Source organism: Ruegeria intermedia (assembly GCF_900129345.1).
In the GTDB taxonomy this organism is placed as follows: Bacteria; Pseudomonadota; Alphaproteobacteria; order Rhodobacterales; family Rhodobacteraceae; genus Ruegeria; species Ruegeria intermedia.
The window spans coordinates 115,451-133,062 of sequence record NZ_FQVK01000001.1 but is presented as its reverse complement, the minus strand read 5'-3'; the positions used below and the strand labels follow the sequence as shown (position 1 = coordinate 133,062).

General features: G+C 66.1%; 15 protein-coding genes. 11 read left to right on the top strand and 4 right to left on the bottom strand.

All coding sequences use genetic code 11. The annotated features are described in order from the left end of the window. Window positions 1-36: 36 nt before the first annotated feature. Genes F3H26_RS00600 through trxA form a run of 7 tightly spaced genes read left to right on the top strand, consistent with a single transcriptional unit; the run spans window position 37 to window position 10,398 of the window. Window positions 37-1,545, top strand: a complete 1,509-nt coding sequence (locus tag F3H26_RS00600) for a PAS-domain containing protein (protein ID WP_149774125.1) — start codon at window positions 37-39, stop codon at window positions 1,543-1,545. Window positions 1,546-1,586: 41 nt separating this feature from the next. Continuing rightward, window positions 1,587-2,057, top strand: coding sequence for a tRNA (adenosine(37)-N6)-threonylcarbamoyltransferase complex ATPase subunit type 1 TsaE (gene tsaE, locus F3H26_RS00595; protein ID WP_149774124.1), 471 nt, complete (start codon window positions 1,587-1,589; stop codon window positions 2,055-2,057). After that, the gene (locus F3H26_RS00590; protein ID WP_149774123.1) at window positions 2,054-3,058 is read left to right on the top strand and encodes an aminoglycoside phosphotransferase family protein; all 1,005 of its coding nucleotides are present in this window, start codon (window positions 2,054-2,056) and stop codon (window positions 3,056-3,058) included. The genes tsaE and F3H26_RS00590 overlap by 4 nt, the downstream gene beginning before the upstream one ends. Further along, window positions 3,055-3,741, top strand: coding sequence for a nucleotidyltransferase family protein (locus F3H26_RS00585; protein WP_149774122.1), 687 nt, complete (start codon window positions 3,055-3,057; stop codon window positions 3,739-3,741). The genes F3H26_RS00590 and F3H26_RS00585 overlap by 4 nt, the downstream gene beginning before the upstream one ends. After that, window positions 3,734-6,661: a double-strand break repair protein AddB gene (addB, locus tag F3H26_RS00580; RefSeq protein ID WP_149774121.1), complete on the top strand. Its 2,928-nt coding sequence runs from the start codon at window positions 3,734-3,736 to the stop codon at window positions 6,659-6,661. Before F3H26_RS00585 ends, addB begins: the two co-directional genes overlap by 8 nt. Then, window positions 6,658-10,017 (top strand): double-strand break repair helicase AddA, encoded by a 3,360-nt coding sequence (gene addA / locus F3H26_RS00575; protein WP_149774120.1) that lies wholly within the window; start codon window positions 6,658-6,660, stop codon window positions 10,015-10,017. Before addB ends, addA begins: the two co-directional genes overlap by 4 nt. A 60-nt stretch (window positions 10,018-10,077) precedes the next feature. Then, window positions 10,078-10,398 carry a thioredoxin gene (gene trxA / locus F3H26_RS00570; protein ID WP_149774119.1) on the top strand — a complete coding sequence of 107 codons (321 nt, stop codon included), beginning with the start codon at window positions 10,078-10,080 and terminating at the stop codon, window positions 10,396-10,398. 131 nt (window positions 10,399-10,529) lie between these two features. On the opposite strand, the gene F3H26_RS00565 is transcribed toward trxA, so the two are convergent. After that, window positions 10,530-10,724 carry a DUF1127 domain-containing protein gene (locus tag F3H26_RS00565; protein ID WP_149774118.1) on the bottom strand — a complete coding sequence of 65 codons (195 nt, stop codon included), beginning with the start codon at window positions 10,722-10,724 and terminating at the stop codon, window positions 10,530-10,532. A 197-nt stretch (window positions 10,725-10,921) separates the two neighbouring features. Between F3H26_RS00565 and hslV the strand changes: the two genes are divergently transcribed. The 4 genes from hslV to F3H26_RS00545 all read left to right on the top strand — a co-directional run bounded on the left by hslV (window position 10,922) and on the right by F3H26_RS00545 (window position 15,273). Continuing rightward, window positions 10,922-11,479, top strand: a complete 558-nt coding sequence (hslV, locus tag F3H26_RS00560) for an ATP-dependent protease subunit HslV (protein WP_149774117.1) — start codon at window positions 10,922-10,924, stop codon at window positions 11,477-11,479. A gap of 69 nt (window positions 11,480-11,548) precedes the next feature. Then, on the top strand, window positions 11,549-12,856 hold the full coding sequence (gene hslU, locus F3H26_RS00555) for an ATP-dependent protease ATPase subunit HslU (protein WP_149774116.1): 1,308 nt from the start codon (window positions 11,549-11,551) through the stop codon (window positions 12,854-12,856). A gap of 102 nt (window positions 12,857-12,958) precedes the next feature. After that, the gene (locus tag F3H26_RS00550) at window positions 12,959-14,056 is read left to right on the top strand and encodes an alpha/beta hydrolase (protein ID WP_149774115.1); all 1,098 of its coding nucleotides are present in this window, start codon (window positions 12,959-12,961) and stop codon (window positions 14,054-14,056) included. Then, a complete protein-coding gene (locus tag F3H26_RS00545) occupies window positions 14,053-15,273 on the top strand; it encodes an MFS transporter (protein ID WP_149774114.1) in 1,221 nt (406 codons plus the stop codon). Before F3H26_RS00550 ends, F3H26_RS00545 begins: the two co-directional genes overlap by 4 nt. On the opposite strand, the gene F3H26_RS00540 is transcribed toward F3H26_RS00545, so the two are convergent. The 3 genes from F3H26_RS00540 to F3H26_RS00530 are packed head-to-tail and all read right to left on the bottom strand — an operon-like array spanning window position 15,270 to window position 17,553. Beyond that, window positions 15,270-15,857, bottom strand: a complete 588-nt coding sequence (locus F3H26_RS00540) for a Smr/MutS family protein (RefSeq protein ID WP_149774113.1) — start codon at window positions 15,855-15,857, stop codon at window positions 15,270-15,272. The genes F3H26_RS00545 and F3H26_RS00540 overlap by 4 nt on opposite strands. Further along, window positions 15,857-16,897 (bottom strand): murein transglycosylase A, encoded by a 1,041-nt coding sequence (mltA, locus tag F3H26_RS00535; RefSeq protein ID WP_149774112.1) that lies wholly within the window; start codon window positions 16,895-16,897, stop codon window positions 15,857-15,859. The genes F3H26_RS00540 and mltA overlap by 1 nt, the downstream gene beginning before the upstream one ends. Beyond that, window positions 16,894-17,553, bottom strand: a complete 660-nt coding sequence (locus tag F3H26_RS00530; RefSeq protein ID WP_149774111.1) for a Tim44/TimA family putative adaptor protein — start codon at window positions 17,551-17,553, stop codon at window positions 16,894-16,896. Before F3H26_RS00530 ends, mltA begins: the two co-directional genes overlap by 4 nt. Window positions 17,554-17,612 lie beyond the last annotated feature (59 nt).

The window sequence follows — 17,612 nt, the reverse complement described above, 5'->3', positions numbered from 1 at the left end:
AGTTGTGTCTGGTTTGGGTTTTCGGGTGCATGGGATATGGCAGACTGGATCATTCTGGCCGCGATCAGCCTGGTTTCGTCCAGCCTGGCGCTGCAGTGGCTGTTGCCGCGGCGCCGGCCCCGCGATGACAGCTTTGGCCTGTCGGCGCCCGAATCCCTGTTGGACGCGGTGTTTCTGTTCGATGGCGATCGCCTGATCAGCCATTCCGACATCGCCCTGTCGGGATTCGAGTCGGTGAATGACTGGAACGATCTCAGGCGCCTGTTGCAGAGGGACTTTCCCGCCTTTCCCGAATCTCCCGAACTGGTGCGCGAGCAGGGCAGCATGGTGGTGTCTGCCATTGACTGCACTGTCGAGCGCGAAGTGCTGTGCGAATGGATCGACGGGATCGTACGGGTGCGCCTGCGCGACCGGACCGGCGCACCCGAGCCCATTCGCCGCGACCCCAGCGACCCGATCCGCCTGGCCATGGACAAGGCGCCCTATCCGGTATGGCTTCTGAACCGGTCGAACAGGGTCAGCTGGTGCAACGCCGCCTATGTGACGCTGGCCCGCAAGGTGCGGGGGCCCGATGCCGACCTGACCGACCCCATGTTTCCCGATCTCGCGGGTGAAACCCGGCCCGGACGGAAGACCCGCGTTTCCATTCCGGTCAAGGGCAACGACAACAAGCTGTGGTTCGATCTGACGCAGATCGAACTGGACGAGGGCATGCTGCACTATGCCGTCGACGTGAACGCGATCGTCGAGGCCGAGACCGCACAGCGCAAATTCGTCCAGACCATGACCAAGACCTTCGCGCAGTTGTCGATCGGGTTGGCGATCTTCGACCGCAACCGGCAGCTGGCGCTGTTCAACCCGGCCCTGATCGACCTGACGGCGCTGCCGCCCGACTTTCTCAGCTGCCGCCCCAGCCTTTCCAGCTTTTTCGACAGGTTGCGCGACCAGCACATGATGCCCGAACCCAAGAACTATCGCAGTTGGCGCAGCCAGATGAACGACCTGCTCGAAGCGGCCGAAGGCGGCAACTATCAGGAAACCTGGTCGCTGCCGTCGGGATCGGTCTATTCGGTCAGCGGCCGCCCGCATCCCGACGGCGCCGTCGCCTTTCTGTTCGAGGACATCACCGCCGAAATCACTCTGACCCGGCGCTTCCGGTCCGAGATGGACCTGATGCAATCGGTCTTCGACAAGCTGGCCGACGCGATCGCCGTTTTCGCCGATGACGGGATACTGGCCTTCACCAACCAAGCCTATCACCAGCTTTGGAACGACCCGGAAGAGGAGGGCTTCCAGCCCGCCACCGTGTTGGAGCTCATCCGCAGTTGGCAGGAAAAATGCCAGGCGACTCCGGTGCTGGGCGAAATTCGCGACTTCATCGAAATGCGCAATGACCGGGCCGAGTGGAGCGCGGAGATCCGCAAGACGGACGGCACGCCCGTATCCTGTACGGTGACACCGGTCCAGAATGGCGCGACCATCGTCCGTTTCTCGGTCGAACCGGTGGAAAACCCGGCCAGAGGAATGATGCAGATCCCGGCCTGAACCGGGTTGCAGCGGGGGTGCGGCGCGTCCATTGTGGCGCCATGAATTCGCCTGTTTCGATAACCCTGGACTCGCCCGAAAAAACGTCGCGCCTGGCGGCGGAACTGGCCCGTCGGCTGGCCCCCGGCGACGTGGTGCTGCTGGACGGACCCATAGGCAGCGGCAAGACCCATTTCGCCCGCAGCCTGATCCGGTCGGTTCTGCCGGTCCCCGAGGATGTTCCGTCACCGACCTTCACCCTGGTTCAGGTCTATGACGGCATCACCGGAGAGATATGGCATTCCGACCTGTATCGTCTGACCTCGGTCGACGAGATCGTCGAACTGGGCCTGACCGAGGCGTTCGACACGGCGATCTGTCTGGTCGAATGGCCCGAAAAGCTGGGCGATCTGCGGCCGGACTCGGCCTTGTCGGTCACGTTTCAAAACGACGCGGCCCACGAGGAAACGCGACATCTGACTCTGTCCTGGTCCGATCCGAAATGGGCTGACAAGCTGGAGTTTTCCGTATGACGAACCGCGCCGATCTGATCCAGGCGTTCCTGGCCCGAACCCCGTGGTCCGGGGCACGACGCCAACCGCTGGCGGGCGACGCGTCCAACCGCCGCTACGAGCGGCTGACCGATCCCGAAACCGGCGGGACGGTCGTGTTGATGGATGCGCCCCCGGACAAGGGCGAGGACGTCCGGCCCTTTGTCAAGGTCGCCCGCTACCTGCACTCCATCGGCCTGAGCGCGCCTGAAATCCTGGCCGAGGATGCCGAGCACGGCTTTCTGCTGCTGGAGGATTTCGGCGATGATCTGTTCGCCCGGGTGCTGGAGCGCGCACCCGAGAAAGAGCGCGCGTTGTACGACGCCGCCACCGACGTTCTGGTGCATTTGCACGCCGCCCCCCTGCCCGCGCTGGACAGCTATGATCCATCCCTGATGACCGAGCTGTCGGCCCTGGCCTTCACCAAATATGCAGAGGGAATTCTGGGCACTCACGATGCCGACGCCCGGGCCCGGTTCGAACACCGCTTTGCCGACATTCTGCATCAGGAAACCTCGGGCACGCGGGTGGTGACGCTCAGGGACTACCACGCCGAGAACCTGATCTGGCTGCCGGATCGCGACGGGGTCCGCCGGGTCGGCCTGCTGGATTTCCAATGCGCGATGCTGTGCCATCCGGCCTATGATCTGGTGTCGCTGCTGCAGGACGTCCGGCGCGCCGTGCCGGCCGGTGTCGAGATGCAGATGATCCAGCGCTACATCGCGGCCAGCGGCGTGGACGATCACGATTTCCGCACAGCCTACAGCGTTCTGGGTGTCCAGCGGAACCTGCGCATTCTCGGCGTGTTCGCCCGGCTGGCCATGGACTATGGCAAGCCGCACTACATCGACCTGATCCCCGCCACTTGGGCGCATCTGATGCGCGACCTCGAGCATCCGGCGCTGATCTCGGTGGCTGATCTGCTGCGCGAAGCCTTGCCCGAACCCACCCCGGAAAACCTGGCTCGTCTGAGGGGCGCATGACCACAAGACCGCAGGCCGTGATGCTGTTTGCCGCCGGGTTCGGCACCCGGATGCGAGAATTGACCCGTACCCGGCCCAAGCCGCTGATCCCAGTGGCCGGACGGCCCCTGATCGACCATGCGCTGGAGTTGACGGATGCGGTGCGGCCGCGCCGGGTGGTCGCGAACCTGCATTACCGGGCCGACCAGTTGGCCGATCATCTGGCACCGCGCGGCGTCCTGCTGTCGCATGAACAGCCGGACATCCTGGAAACCGGCGGCGGATTGCGGGCGGCCTTGCCGCTGCTGGGTCCGGGGCCGGTTTTCACGATGAACACCGACGCGATCTGGTCCGGGCCCAACCCTTTGGAATTGCTGTTGGATGCCTGGGATCCGGCGCGGATGGACGCGCTGTTGATCTGCGTGCCGATCGCACAGACGATCGGACATGCCGGCCCCGGTGATTTCAGGATCGACCCCCAAGGCCGGCTTGATCGCGGGCCGGGTCACGTCTATGGCGGCATTCAGATCCTCAAGACTGACGGTTTGGCGGACATTCCTGAAAAGGCTTTCTCGCTCAATGTCTTGTGGGACCGTATGCACCGCGATGGACGGCTGTTCGGGCTGCGGTATCCCGGGCGCTGGTGCGATGTGGGCCGCCCCGAAGGCATCGCCCTGGCCGAGGAGATGCTGGCCGATGTTTGAACCCGGCGCCACCCCTCGGGTCTTTGCGGTGCCGCCCGGCGCGGATTTTCCGCAGGCACTGGTGCGCGGGCTGCGGGCGCGCTGCGGCGGCCACCCGCCCGAGGCGCTGGCCCGCGTGCAACTGGTGCTGAACACCCGCCGCATGGCCCGCCGCGTGCGCGAGTTGTTCGATCAGGGCCCGCCCTGTCTGTTGCCCCGCATTTCGCTGGTCACCGATCTGGGCGAAAGCGTCGATCTGGATCAGGTGCCGCCCGCCGTGCCGCCCCTGAGACGCCGGCTGGAACTGACGCAACTGGTGGCGCGACTTCTGGACCAGCAACCGGACCTGGCCGCGCGGTCGTCGCTGTTTGACCTGTCCGACAGCCTCGCTGCCCTGATCGAAGAGATGCAGGGCGAAGGCGTCCCGCCCGAGGCGATCCGGCAACTGGACGTGACCGACCTGTCGGGCCATTGGGCACGGGCGCAGGCCTTCATCGGCATCGCCGACCAGTTTCTGAAGACCGAGGATGGCAGCCTGGACGTGCAGGCCCGCCAACGCCGCGTGGTCGAGAACCTGATCGCCCGCTGGCAGGACGCGCCGCCGCAACACCCGGTGATTCTGGCCGGGTCCACCGGCTCGCGCGGGACCACGCTGATGCTGATGCAGGCGGTGGCGCGGCTGCCGCAGGGGGCGCTGATCCTGCCGGGGTACGATTTCGACCAGCCCGCCCATGTCTGGGAACGGCTGGATTCGGCAATGACCTCGGAGGATCACCCGCAATACCGGTTCCGCAAGCTGATGACCGAACTGGGGATCGGGCCGGCCCAGATTGCAGCCTGGACCCCGGACCAGCCCCCCTCGTCCGCGCGCAACCGTCTGGTTTCATTGGCATTGCGCCCGGCCCCGATCACCGATGCCTGGATGAGCGAAGGCCCGCAGCTGCGCGATCTCGATGCCGCGACGCGCGACATCACCTTGGTCGAGGCGCAATCGCCGCGGGCGGAAGCGCTGGCCATCGCCCTGCGCCTGCGGCAGGCGGCCGAGACCGGCCAGACCGCCGCCCTGATCACCCCCGACCGGATGCTGACCCGCCAAGTCAGCGCCGCTCTGGACCGCTGGAACATCCTGCCCGATGACAGCGCCGGCCTGCCGCTGCAACTGTCGCCGCCGGGCCGGTTCCTGCGCCATGTGGCCGGGCTGTTCGCGCGCCGTCTGAATGCCGAGGCGCTGCTGACCCTGCTGAAACACCCCTTGTGCCACAGCGCGGGCGACCGCGGCGCGCATCTGTTGCACAGCCGCGATCTGGAACTGCACCTGCGCCGCAACGGCCCGCCCTTCCCCGACAGCGCCAGCCTGACCGGTTTTGCCGTCGAAAAAGACGTGCCAGACACGTGGGTTCGGTGGCTGATCCGCAATTTCTGCGACCAGCAGATCAGCGGCACTCTGCCCCTGACCGACTGGGTGCAGCGCCTGCGCGATCTGGCCGAGGCGATTGCCGGTGCCGGAACCGACGGCGCGGGCGAGCTCTGGGACAAAAACGCTGGCCAAGCGGCGCTGGCGGTGATCTCGGGCCTTGCGGACGAGGCCGAGCACGGCGGCGAGATGACGGCGCTGGATTTCGCCGATCTGTTAGGTGCGCTGCTGGCCGGGCAAGAGGTCCGCGACCGCGACGCCCCCCACCCGCGGATCATGATCTGGGGCACGCTCGAAGCGCGCGTGCAGGGTGCCGACATGCTGATCCTGGGTGGGCTGAACGAAGGCAGCTGGCCCGAGGCTCCCGCGCCCGACCCCTGGCTGAACCGCCAGATGCGCGACCGTGCCGGCCTGCTGCTGCCGGAACGGCGCATCGGCCTGTCGGCCCATGATTTCCAGCAGGCCATCGGCGCGCCCGAGGTCTGGCTGACCCGCGCCGTCCGCTCGGATGATGCCGAAACCGTTCCATCACGCTGGCTGAACCGGTTGACCAACCTGTTGCAGGGCCTGCCGGATCAGGGCGGCCGCGCGGCGCTGGAACAGATGCGCGACCGGGGCAAGACATGGCTGCGCTGGTCCGAGATGCTGGAACAGGCGCCCCGGATCGCCGCCGCACCGCGCCCCTCGCCCCGCCCGCCGGTGGCCGCGCGCCCGCGCAGCCTGTCGGTGACCGAGATCAAGCGGCTGATCCGCGACCCCTATGCGATCTATGCCAAGCACGTTCTGCGGCTAAAACCGCTGGACCCGCTGGTACAGGCGCCCGACGCCCTGCTGCGCGGCATCGTGATCCACGAGATCTTGGAACATTTCGTCAAGGACAGCGTGCTGGACGGTGCGCTGCTGACCCGCGACAACTTCCTGAAACGGGCCGAGGCACTGCTGGATCAGCATGTCGCCTGGCCCACCGCGCGGAAACTGTGGCTGGCGCGGCTCGAGCGGATCGCCGATGACTTTCTGCGCGCCGAGATCAGCCGCCGCAGCGACGGCGGCCCGATCGCATTCGAGGCCAAGATGCGCCTGACGCTGGAACCGCTTGGGTTCACCCTCAATGGCCGAGCCGACCGGATCGACCGCAACAGCCGCGGCGCCCTGACCATCATCGACTACAAGACCGGCACGCCGCCCTCGGAATCGCAGCAGGCCAAGTTCGACAAACAGCTGCTGATCGAGGCCGCGATGGCCGAGCAGGGCGGGATCGATGGATTTGACCCAATGGCCGTGGCCGGCGCTGTGTTCATCGGTATGGGCGGCACCTACAAAGAGGTCCCGGCGCCCCTGGACAAAGAGCCGCCCGACAAGGTTCTGGCCGAGCTGAAAGAGCTGATTTCCGCCTATTTAGAGCCTGATCAGGGATTTTCGCCGCGCCGGATGATGCACAAGGACAGCGACGTGGGCGACTATGACCACCTGGCGCGGTTCGGCGAATGGGACCGCACCGCCGAAACCAGGCCCGAGGATCTGACATGACCCCGCGCGACGAAGCGACCGAACGGCAGGTTCAGGCGGCGCGGCCCGATGCGTCGACCTGGCTGGCGGCCAATGCGGGCTCGGGCAAGACGCGGGTTCTGACCGACCGCGTGGCGCGGCTGCTGCTGGACGGCGTGCAGCCGCAGCACATCCTGTGCCTGACCTACACCAAGGCCGCCGCCAGCGAGATGCAGAACCGCCTGTTCAAACGGCTGGGCGAGTGGGCGATGCTGGACGACGCCGCGTTGCTGCGGCAACTGACCGAACTGGGCGTCGAAGGGGTGATCGACCCCGACCGCCTGGCTCGCGCCCGCACCCTGTTCGCGCGTGCCATCGAAACGCCGGGCGGGCTGAAGATCCAGACGATCCACTCGTTCTGCGCCTCGCTGCTGCGGCGGTTCCCGCTCGAGGCCGGGGTCAGCCCGCAGTTTTCCGAGATGGAGGACCGCGCCGCGGCAATGCTGCGCGAGGAGATCGTCGAGGATTTCGCCGAAGGCCCGCAGGCCCGCCTGATCGAGGACGTGGCCCGCCACATCACCGATACCGGCTTTGACAAGCTGACCGCCGCGATCACCCAGAAGCGCACCCTGTTCACGCCCGCGTTGCACTGGCCCGACCTGCTGGCCCGTTTTGGCCTTCCCGAGGGGTTCGACGAGGACGCGCTGCTGGCGCAGGTGTATCTGGGCGGCGAGGTCGAGCTGATCCGGTCGATCCTTCCGGCGCTGGCGGGCGGCGGCAAGACCGACGCCAAGGCGGCCGGGAAACTGGCGGGCTTCACCGAACCCGCCTTGGGTCAGTTTCCGGTGCTGGAAGACGTGTTTCTGACCGGCAAATCCGCCAAAGAGCCCTTTACCGCCAAGATCGGCAGTTTTCCCACCAAGGCGCTGCGCGAGGGGGTTCTGGCGGGGCAGATGGATTCGCTCGAGGCGTTGATGCGGCGGGTCGAGGCCGCGCGGGAAGGGCGCCTGGCGCTGGCAGCCGCGCGCAAGTCCATGGTACTGCACCGCTTCGCGGCGGCATTCCTGCCGGAATACGAACGCCGCAAGCAACTGCGCGGCTGGCTAGACTTCGACGACCTGATCCTGCGCGCGCGCCTGCTGCTGAACGATCCGGCGGTGGCCGCTTGGGTTCTGTACCGGCTGGATGGCGGCATCGACCACATCCTGGTGGACGAGGCGCAGGACACCAGCCCCGATCAATGGGACGTGGTCGAGAAACTGGCACAGGAATTCACCAGCGGCGAGGGCGCGCGGACGGGGGTCGAGCGCACGATCTTCGTGGTCGGCGACAAGAAACAGTCGATCTATTCCTTCCAGGGGGCCGACCCGCAGGCCTTTGACCGGATGCAGGCCGAGTTCGGGCGGAAGCTGCAGGAATCAGGCTCTAAACTGTGGGATTGGACGCTGGAATATTCGTTCCGTTCCTCCAGCGCCATCCTGTCGCTGGTCGATATCCTGTTCGAAAACCGCGCCGAGGCGGGGTTTCAGAAAGAATCTCAGCACCGCGCCTTCAAGGCCGATCTGCCGGGCCGGGTCGATCTGTGGCCGGTGGTGGAAAAGGTCGAGGACGCGGACGAGGGCGACTGGACCGATCCGGTCGATCGGCCCGCGGCGCAGCATCACACGGTGATCCTGGCCAACCAGATCGCCGCGCGCATCAAGGCCATGATCGACGCCGGCGAAACCATCCCCGAAGACGGCCCCACGCGCGGCACATTCGTGCGCCGCAAGGTGCGACCGGGGGATTTCCTGATCCTGGTTCAACGCCGCTCGGACCTGTTCGCCGAGATCATCCGCGCCTGCAAGGCCCAGGGTCTGCCGATCGCAGGGGCCGACCGGCTGAAGGTGGGCGCGGAACTGGCGGTCAAGGACCTGGCCGCGCTGCTGAGCTTTCTGGCCACGCCCGAGGATGACCTGTCACTGGCCACGGTGCTGAAATCGCCGCTGTTCGGCTGGTCCGAGCAGATGCTGTTCGACCTCGCCCATCGCCGTCAGGAAAAGTATCTGTGGGCGGCGCTGCGCCAACGCGCCGGAGATTTTCCCGAAACCTTGGCTGTGTTGAACGATCTGCGCGGGCAGGTGGACTTTCTGCGCCCCTATGACCTGATCGAACGGGTGCTGACCCGCCATGACGGCCGCCGCAAACTGTTGGGTCGTCTGGGCGCCGAGGCCGAAGACGGCATCAACGCGCTGCTGTCGCAGGCGCTGGCTTATGAGCGGTCGGACATTCCCAGCCTGACGGGGTTCCTGGTCTGGATGCAGACCGACGACCTTGAGATCAAGCGCCAGATGACCGGCGTGGGCAACATGATCCGGGTGATGACGGTGCATGGCTCGAAAGGGCTGGAGGCGCCGATCGTGATCCTGCCGGATACCGGCAAACGGCAGCCGCCCCGTGACACCGAGATCATGGTCGCCGACGGAACGCCATTGTGGAAGGTGCCCGCGGACCTGTCGCCCGACCTTGTCGCCCGCGCCCGCGAAGACGCACGCCAACGCGAGGAAAACGAACGGCTGCGGTTGCTGTACGTTGCGCTGACCAGGGCCGAGAAATGGCTGATCGTGGCGGCTGCCGGCGATCTGGGCAAGGACGGGTCCAGCTGGTACCAGCTGGTCGAAGAGGCGATGGGCCGGGCAGGGGCCACCGAGATCCCCGGCACCGGCATCCGCCGTCTGGCGCATGGCGATTGGGAGGGTCTGCCGCTGGACCATTGCCCGACGCCGGAACCGGTGCAGGATAGCCTGCCGGATCTGTTCCACCGGCCTGCGCCCGAGCCGATACCCGATCCCGAGACGCTCAGCCCGTCCGATCTGGGCGGGGCCAAGGCCCTGCCGGGCGAAACCGGGCTTGAGGAAGAGGCCGCCAAGCTGCGCGGCACCCGCCTGCACCTGCTGCTCGAACATCTGGCCCCGGCGCCGCGCGACCGGTGGGATCAGCTCTGCGCCCGGCTTCTGCCCGATATGCAGGACGATGACCGCCGCGACCTTCTGGCCGAGGCGGCGGGCGTGCTGACCGCGCCGGACCTGGCGCCCGTCTTTGCGCCGGACGCGCTGGCCGAGGTGCCCGTCTCGGCCAGCCTCGACGGGCGTCGGATCCACGGGGTGATCGACCGGTTGATCGTGACGGATGACGTGGTTCAAGTCATTGATTTCAAATCAAACGCTACGGTTCCCGATCGCGCCGAAACCTGCCCCGAGGGCCTGCTGCGCCAGATGGGCGCCTATGCCGCCGCGCTGTCGCAGATCTATCCCGGCCGCGAGATCCGCACCGCGATCCTGTGGACCCGGACGGCGCGCCTGATGTGGCTGCCGCACGATCTTGTGACGGAGGCCCTGGGGCGTGCCCAGATATCTTGACCTCCCTCTTGGGGACACCTACGTTCGACTCCCAAGCGCATGTCATTCAGGAGACAGAATATGTCGACCGTAGCCGTAACCGACGAAACCTTTGACGCCGAAGTCAAGAACTCGGACGTCCCCGTCGTGGTGGATTTCTGGGCCGAGTGGTGCGGCCCCTGCAAGCAGATCGGCCCCGCCCTGGAAGAACTGGCGGCCGAATACGGCGACAAGATCAAGATCGCCAAGGTCGACGTGGACAGCAACCCCAACTCGGCCGCGGCCATGGGTGTGCGCGGCATTCCGGCGCTGTTCATCTTCAAAGACGGTCAGGTGGTTTCGAACCGCGCAGGCGCCGCGCCCAAGGCCGCCCTGCAAAGCTGGATCGAAGAATCGATCTGATCCCCGCCGGATCCCGATCGTGCAAGGCGCTCCGAACCGGGCGCCTTTTTTCGTGCCCGCCGCCCGGACAAAAGAAAAGACCGCCCGAAATCTCGGACGGCCCTTTCTGGGGAGATAACTTTGCGTGCCGCTCAGATCTTGGCGATGTCGGCGCGGGTCAGGCCGATATCGTCCAGCTGTTCGTCGCTCAGGCGCGACAGCAGCTTGCGGGTCTTGCGGCTGGTGTTCCATTCAACAACCGAGTCATAGACGCGGATGAAAGCGTCCACTACGCGCAGGATGGTAGCTGCTCCGAGCGGCGCATGGATGTTTGCGGTGGTTGCCATTTTGCGCATTCCTTCAACTGAAACAGCCGACCCCGTGTCGGTTGCAGGCCCCATCTAGTCCTGCCGGGGGCGACTCAAAACTGCCGCTGCGGCAACCCCGGAATGCGCCCGTTGCATATCTTTTAGGCAGTTTGAGAACGGGTTGCGCGGATCGCCCGCCCGGCCCATATAGGTCGGCAACGGATACGGAGGCTTGGATGGCTGAGAACGACTTTCCCGGATGGCATGGCACCACGATCATCGGCGTCAAGAAGGGCGGCGAGGTCGTCATTGCGGGTGACGGGCAGGTCAGCCTGGGCCAGACCGTGATCAAGGGCACCGCCCGCAAGGTGCGCCGCCTGTCGCCCGGCGGGTTCGAGATCGTCGCCGGCTTCGCCGGATCGACCGCCGATGCCTTCACCTTGCTGGAACGGTTGGAAGCCAAGCTGGAGGCCACGCCGGGGCAGCTGGCCCGTGCCTCGGTCGAGCTGGCCAAGGACTGGCGCACCGACAAGTATCTGCAAAAGCTCGAAGCGATGCTGATCGTCACCGATGGGGCGGACATGTTCGTCATCACCGGGGCGGGCGACGTGCTGGAGCCTGAACATGACGTGGCCGCGATCGGGTCGGGCGGCAATTTCGCGCTGGCGGCGGCGCGGGCGATGATGGACAGCGACAAGAGCGCCGAACAGGTGGCCCGCGACGCCATGGCGATCGCCGCCGATATCTGCGTCTACACCAACGGCAACCTGACCGTGGAGCGGATCACGAAATAGCAGGGCCCCGCCTTGTGTTTCCGCACCCCATGCTTAGGTTGCCCGCGAAACAACGGGATTTGAAAGCACATGACCGACCTGACCCCGCGCGAAATCGTCAGCGAGCTGGATCGCTTCATCATCGGCCAGAAGGATGCCAAGCGCGCCGTGGCCGTGGCCCTGCGCAACCGCTGGCGGCGCAAGCAGCTGCCCGATGACATCCGCGACGAGGTCTATCCCAAGAACATCCTGATGATCGGTCCCACCGGCGTCGGCAAGACCGAGATCAGCCGCCGCCTGGCCAGGCTGGCCCGCGCGCCCTTCATCAAGGTCGAGGCCACCAAGTTCACCGAAGTCGGCTATGTCGGCCGCGATGTCGAGCAGATCATCCGCGACCTGACCGACGCCGCCATCGTCCAGACCCGCGAGTTCATGCGCGAAGAGGTCAAGGCCAAGGCGCACCAGGCCGCCGAGGACCGGGTGATCGAGGCCATCGCCGGCTCGGACGCCCGCGAAAGCACCCGCGAGATGTTCCGCAAAAAGCTGAAATCGGGCGAGCTGGACGACACGGTGATCGAGCTCGAGGTCGCCGACCATTCCAACCCCATGCCGATGTTCGACATTCCCGGCCAGCCCGGCAGCCAGATGGGCATGATGAATCTGGGCGACATCTTCGGCAAGGCCTTTGGCGGGCGGACGGTCAAACGCCGCATGACCGTGGCCGAAAGCTATGACATCCTGATCGGGGAAGAGGCCGACAAGCTGCTGGATGACGAAACCGTCACCCGGACCGCGCTGGACGCGGTCGAGCAGAACGGCATCGTGTTCCTGGACGAGATCGACAAGGTTTGCGCCCGGGCCGATGCGCGCGGGGCCGATGTCAGCCGCGAGGGCGTGCAGCGCGACTTGCTGCCGCTGATCGAGGGCACGACCGTGTCCACCAAGCACGGCCCGGTCAAGACCGACCATATCCTGTTCATCGCGTCGGGCGCCTTCCACATCGCCAAGCCGTCGGACCTGCTGCCCGAACTTCAGGGCCGCCTGCCGATCCGGGTCGAGCTGCGCGCGCTGACCGAAGAGGATTTCGTGCGCATCCTGACCGAGACCGACAACGCTCTGACCCGCCAATACACCGCGCTGATGGGCACCGAGGACGTGACCGTCCGTTTTGCCGAGGACGGGATCGCCGCGCTGGCCCGGATCGCCGCCGAGGTGAACCAGAGCGTCGAGAATATCGGCGCGCGGCGCCTGTACACGGTGATGGAGCGCGTGTTCGAAGACCTGTCCTTTGCCGCCCCCGACAAGGCCGGTGCCGAGATCGTCGTGGACGCGCAATTCGTGAACGACAATCTGGGCGAACTGACCAAATCCGCCGATCTCAGCCGTTACGTCCTGTAACAGATCACACCTAAAATCGGCGGTCTGTCGCCACCCGAGCATCTGGACCCTGCCGCTGGTTCCGTTATGCGTTAGCCATTCGTTTGTTCCGAGGCAGGTTCCGTGCTGCGCATTCTGATCCTTCTTGTCTGGGTCGCCACATTGGGCGCCTGTGTCGACAGGTCCGTTTCCGTGATCCTGCCGCAGGCGCTCGAGGTTGGCACCGCGCAGACCGTCTTTGCCGCCACGACCCGTGCGCGCGAATCGGACGGCAGATATGGCTATCGGCGGGCCGAAGATCTGAGGTTTCTGGAACTGACCGTGTCGATCCCGCCGAACCACCGGCCGGGAACGCTGGATTTTTCCTATTCCAACCCCGATCCCGCAAAACAGTTCGTGCTGGCCGGGCTGAAAGAATTCGACGGGCCGCAGGACCTGAAGGCGCGGCTGAACGGCGCGCAGGAGGTCACGATTTTCGTGCACGGCTTCAACGCCACCCAGACCGAAACCGCGTTTCGCGCGGCACAGCTGGCCCATGACATCGGGCTGCCGGGGCAGACGCTGATCTATTCCTGGCCCAGCCGGGGCAGCGGCACGGGCTATGCCTATGATCTGGACAGCATGCTGTTTGCGCGCGACGGGTTGCAGGAAACGGTTGCAACGCTAAAATCCATCGGCGTTCCGCGCATACTGATCGTGGCGCATTCGATGGGCGGCGCGCTGACCATGGAAATGATGCGCCAGGCCGAACTGCGCGAACCCGGCTGGTCACGGCGCAACCTCGAGGGCGTCGTCCTGATCTCGCCCGATCTGGATGTCGATGTGTTCCGCTCGCAGATGGCCAGCATCCAGAACCCGCCCGATCCGTTCCTGGTAATAGTGTCAAGGAAAGACCGGGTTCTGGGCATCTCGGCCCGGCTGCGCGGCACCGCCAAGGGTGAACGGCTGGGCAATATCCGTTCGACCGACCGGATCGCCGAATACCCGATCAGCATCATCGACACGACCGCGTTCGACCGCGATGCCGAATCCTCGCATTTCGTGGCCGCGACCTCGCCGGCGCTGCTGTCGATTCTGGGCGCACTCCGCCGCGTCAGCCGGACTTTCGGCAAAGACAACGGAGGAATCGACCTTCTGGTGCCTCCGTCCGCACGCAACGAAGATGGCGCGACCGAAGTGGTGTTGACGGAAACCGGGCAGGTCCGGGTCAGTTCTCCGTGACCGGGCGGGGGCTGCGCCATTTTCTGGCCGGGAATGCGCCATGGCTGGGTGCCGGGGTGCTGCTGACCTTTCTTTCCAGTTTCGGGCAGACGTTTTTCATCTCGATCTTCGCAGGCCAGATCCGGGCCGAGTTCGGCTTGAGCCACGGCGCCTGGGGCAGCCTCTATGCGCTGGGTACTCTGGTTTCGGCCGGGGTCATGGTCTGGGCCGGTGGGTTGACCGACCGCTACCGCGTGCGCGCGCTGGGGGCTGCGGTGCTGGGCGGCCTGGCGGTGGCGGCCATGGCGATGGCGGTCAACCGCTGGGTAGTCCTGCTGCCGGTGGTGATCTTTCTGCTGCGACTGTTCGGCCAGGGCATGTGCAGCCACATCGCGATGGTGGCGATGACCCGATGGTTCACCGCCGCGCGCGGGAAGGCGCTGTCGATCGCGACACTGGGCTTTGCCGTGGGCGAGGCGGTTCTGCCGATGCTGTTCGTGGCCGCGATGGCGCTGATCGACTGGCGCCTGCTGTGGGTCGCCTCGGCCGCCGTGGCGCTGTTGGGCATACCCGCGTTGATGCGGATGCTCGGGAACGAACGCACTCCGCAAAGCCTTGCCCAGCAGCATTCGGCCACCGGCATGTCGGGCCGTCACTGGACCCGGTCCGAAACCCTGCGGACCCCGCTGTTCTGGTTTATGGCGCCGGCGCTGCTGGGGCCGTCGGCCTTCATCACCGCCTTTTTCTTCCACCAGGTTCATCTGGCGCAGATCAAGGGCTGGGCGCATCTGCAGCTTGTGGCACTGTTTCCGATCTATACCGAGGTGTCGATTTTGGCGATGTTCGCCTCGGGCTGGGCGCTGGACAGGTGGGGGACCGCCCGGATGATGCCGTTCTATCAACTGCCGCTGGCGATCGGGTTTGGCCTGTTTTCCGTCGTGCAGACGATCCCCGGCGCGGTGCCGGCACTGGCCTGCCTGGCGCTGTCGGTTGGGGCCAACAGCACCTTGCCAGCCGCGTTCTGGGCCGAGTTCTACGGCACCCGCCACATCGGCGCGATCAAGGCCATGGCCGCCGCCGTCATGGTGCTGGGCTCGGCCATCGGGCCGGGCCTGACCGGGGCGCTGATCGACATGGGCGTTTCGCTGACCACCCAGTTTCAAGGCATCGCCGGGTTTTTCGTACTGGCCAGCGCGCTGGTCTGGATGGGGATCCACCGGGCGCGGCGGCTGTTCTAGCGGATCCGGCGCAGATAGACGTAATAGGCCCCTTCGCCTCCATGGCTGACATGGGCCGGCGCCACCTGCAGCACCGCCTGCGCCAGCGGCGGCAGCGCCAGCCATTGCGGCACCTGATTGCGCAGCACTCCGCGCGGGGTCGGAATCGGGCCGGGCGCGTCGCGGTGCTTGCCCTTGCCCGTCACGACCAGAACCAGCCGCTTGCCCGAGGCCTGCGCCGACAGGATGAACCGGATCAGCGCCGGATGCGCCGTATCGACCCGCATGCCGTGCAGGTCCAGCTTGCCCTCGGGTTTCAGCTTGCCGCGCTTCATCCGGGCAAAGGCCTTGCTGTCCATCTGCACGGGCGCAGCCCGCAAGCTCTCGGCGACCGAAGGCTTCAGGCGATGGCCCGGCGCCGGCGCGGATCGGTTCTGACCCAGCTGGAACGGCTCGATCCGGGGTTTGGGCGGTTTCTTGGGCGTGGGCTTGGGCAGGATGGTCGGATGCACCGACTGCGGCAGTTCGGGGTGCAGCCGTTCGGTCTGACGGGCCACCTTGCGCCACAGCTCGATCTCGTCAGCGGTCAGTTTGCGGCGCGTCATCAGAATTCATCCGGCAACATGGCATAGGCGCGCTGGATCGGCAGCAGCACCACCATCCGGCCCGGATCCTTCAGCCGCCCGGCCGCTTGGCCCGCAGCATCCCCCGTACCGAAAAAGATATCGGCCCGCTGCGCACCCTTGATCGCAGCGCCGGTGTCCTGCGCGATCATCAGGCGGCGCAAGGGCGCGGCCCCGTCTTTCTCGACCCAGACCGGCGCGCCCAGCGGCACAAAGGCCGGATCCACCGCCACGCTGCGCATTGCGGTGATCGACCGGTTCATCGCGCCCAGAGGGCCCCGGTCGGGCGCCACGCGCGAAACTTCGCGGAAGAACACGTAGGACGGGTTGTGCATCAGCAGTTCGGCCCCGGCTTCGGGGTTCTTGCGCACCCAGGCGCGGATCATCCGGGCGCTGACCTCGTGCGCGCCCAGCAGGCCGCGCCGCACCATCTCGACCCCGATCGAGCGATAGGGATGCCCGTTCGCGCCGCCATACCCCACCCGCAGCGCGGTGCCGTCGGGCAGGCGGATCCGACCCGAGCCCTGAATCTGCAGAAAGAACAGCTCGACCGGGTCATCGACCCAGGCGATCTCGAGCCCGCGGCCCTGCATGACGTCGCCGGTCAGCAGTTCCTGCCGGGTCAGCCAGGGGCCGTCACCGCGGGCCTCGGGCGGCATCCGATAGACCGGAAAGCGGAACCGGTCGGTGCGATGGCGCGCGCCATCCAGTTCGGGTTCGAAATAGCCGGTGAACAGGGGCGGGTTGCCGTCCTCGATCAGAACCGGGCGGAAGAACAGTTCGAAGAAGGCCCGCGCGGCCTCGGGCTTGTGGCTGCGCGCGGTGGCGCACAGCGCCCGCCAGTCAGGGCCGCCCAGATCGCCGCATGTGTTCAGGAATACCGACAGGGCCGCCGCGTGATCGTCTTCGGCCCAGCCGTGCAGGTCATCGAAGGTCAGGATCGACCGCGTGGTCTCGGCCCCGGCGGCGGGCGCGGCGGCCAGTATCGCCGCCGCAATCAGCGACCGGAGCCATCCCGTCATGCGTCGGTGGCGACAAGCAGCCAGTTCGGATCGTCCGCGCCCATGACGCGGGCAAATGTCCAGCTGTCCTTCTGGCGCTTGATCGTGTTGGGGTTGCCCTCGACGATGTTGCCGTCGCGGTCGCGCACGACCGAGGTCAGTTCACCGACGAAGCGCACGGTGATTTCGGCCCGGTTGGTGTCCTTGTCGAACTGCGCGTCCACCAGCGCCATCTCGCGGACGCCGATGAACTCGGCCTCGATGGTCAGGCCCTTGTCTTCGCGCTCGGCCACGACGGACACGAATGTTTCAAAAACGTCTTCGGCCAGGAAGGGCTGAATTTCGTCCAGGTTGCCGCGCTCGAATCCCATCACGATCATCTCGTAGGCGCCACGCGCGCCCTGCAGGAACTCGCTGACCGAGAAGCTGGGTTCGACCCGCTTCATCGCGGCCAGGGTCTGGGCGATTTCGCTGTCTTCGGGGACATGATCGGTGATGTCGCGGTCGGGTCCGCCGTCGATCACCTCGAAATCCCGGCGCGACTTGCTGGGGGCAGGCTGCTGCGGCACGGGCGGTTTCTCGAAACCTTCCCGCGTGCCCAAGACGCTTTTCAGGCGCAGGATCAGGAAGATGGCAATGCCAGCCAGCACCAGAAGCTGGATCAGGGGTGAATTCATTTCGTCCTCTTTTCAGCACCGAGACTTTGTACACGCGGCCTCAGGTCACTATGTAGGTG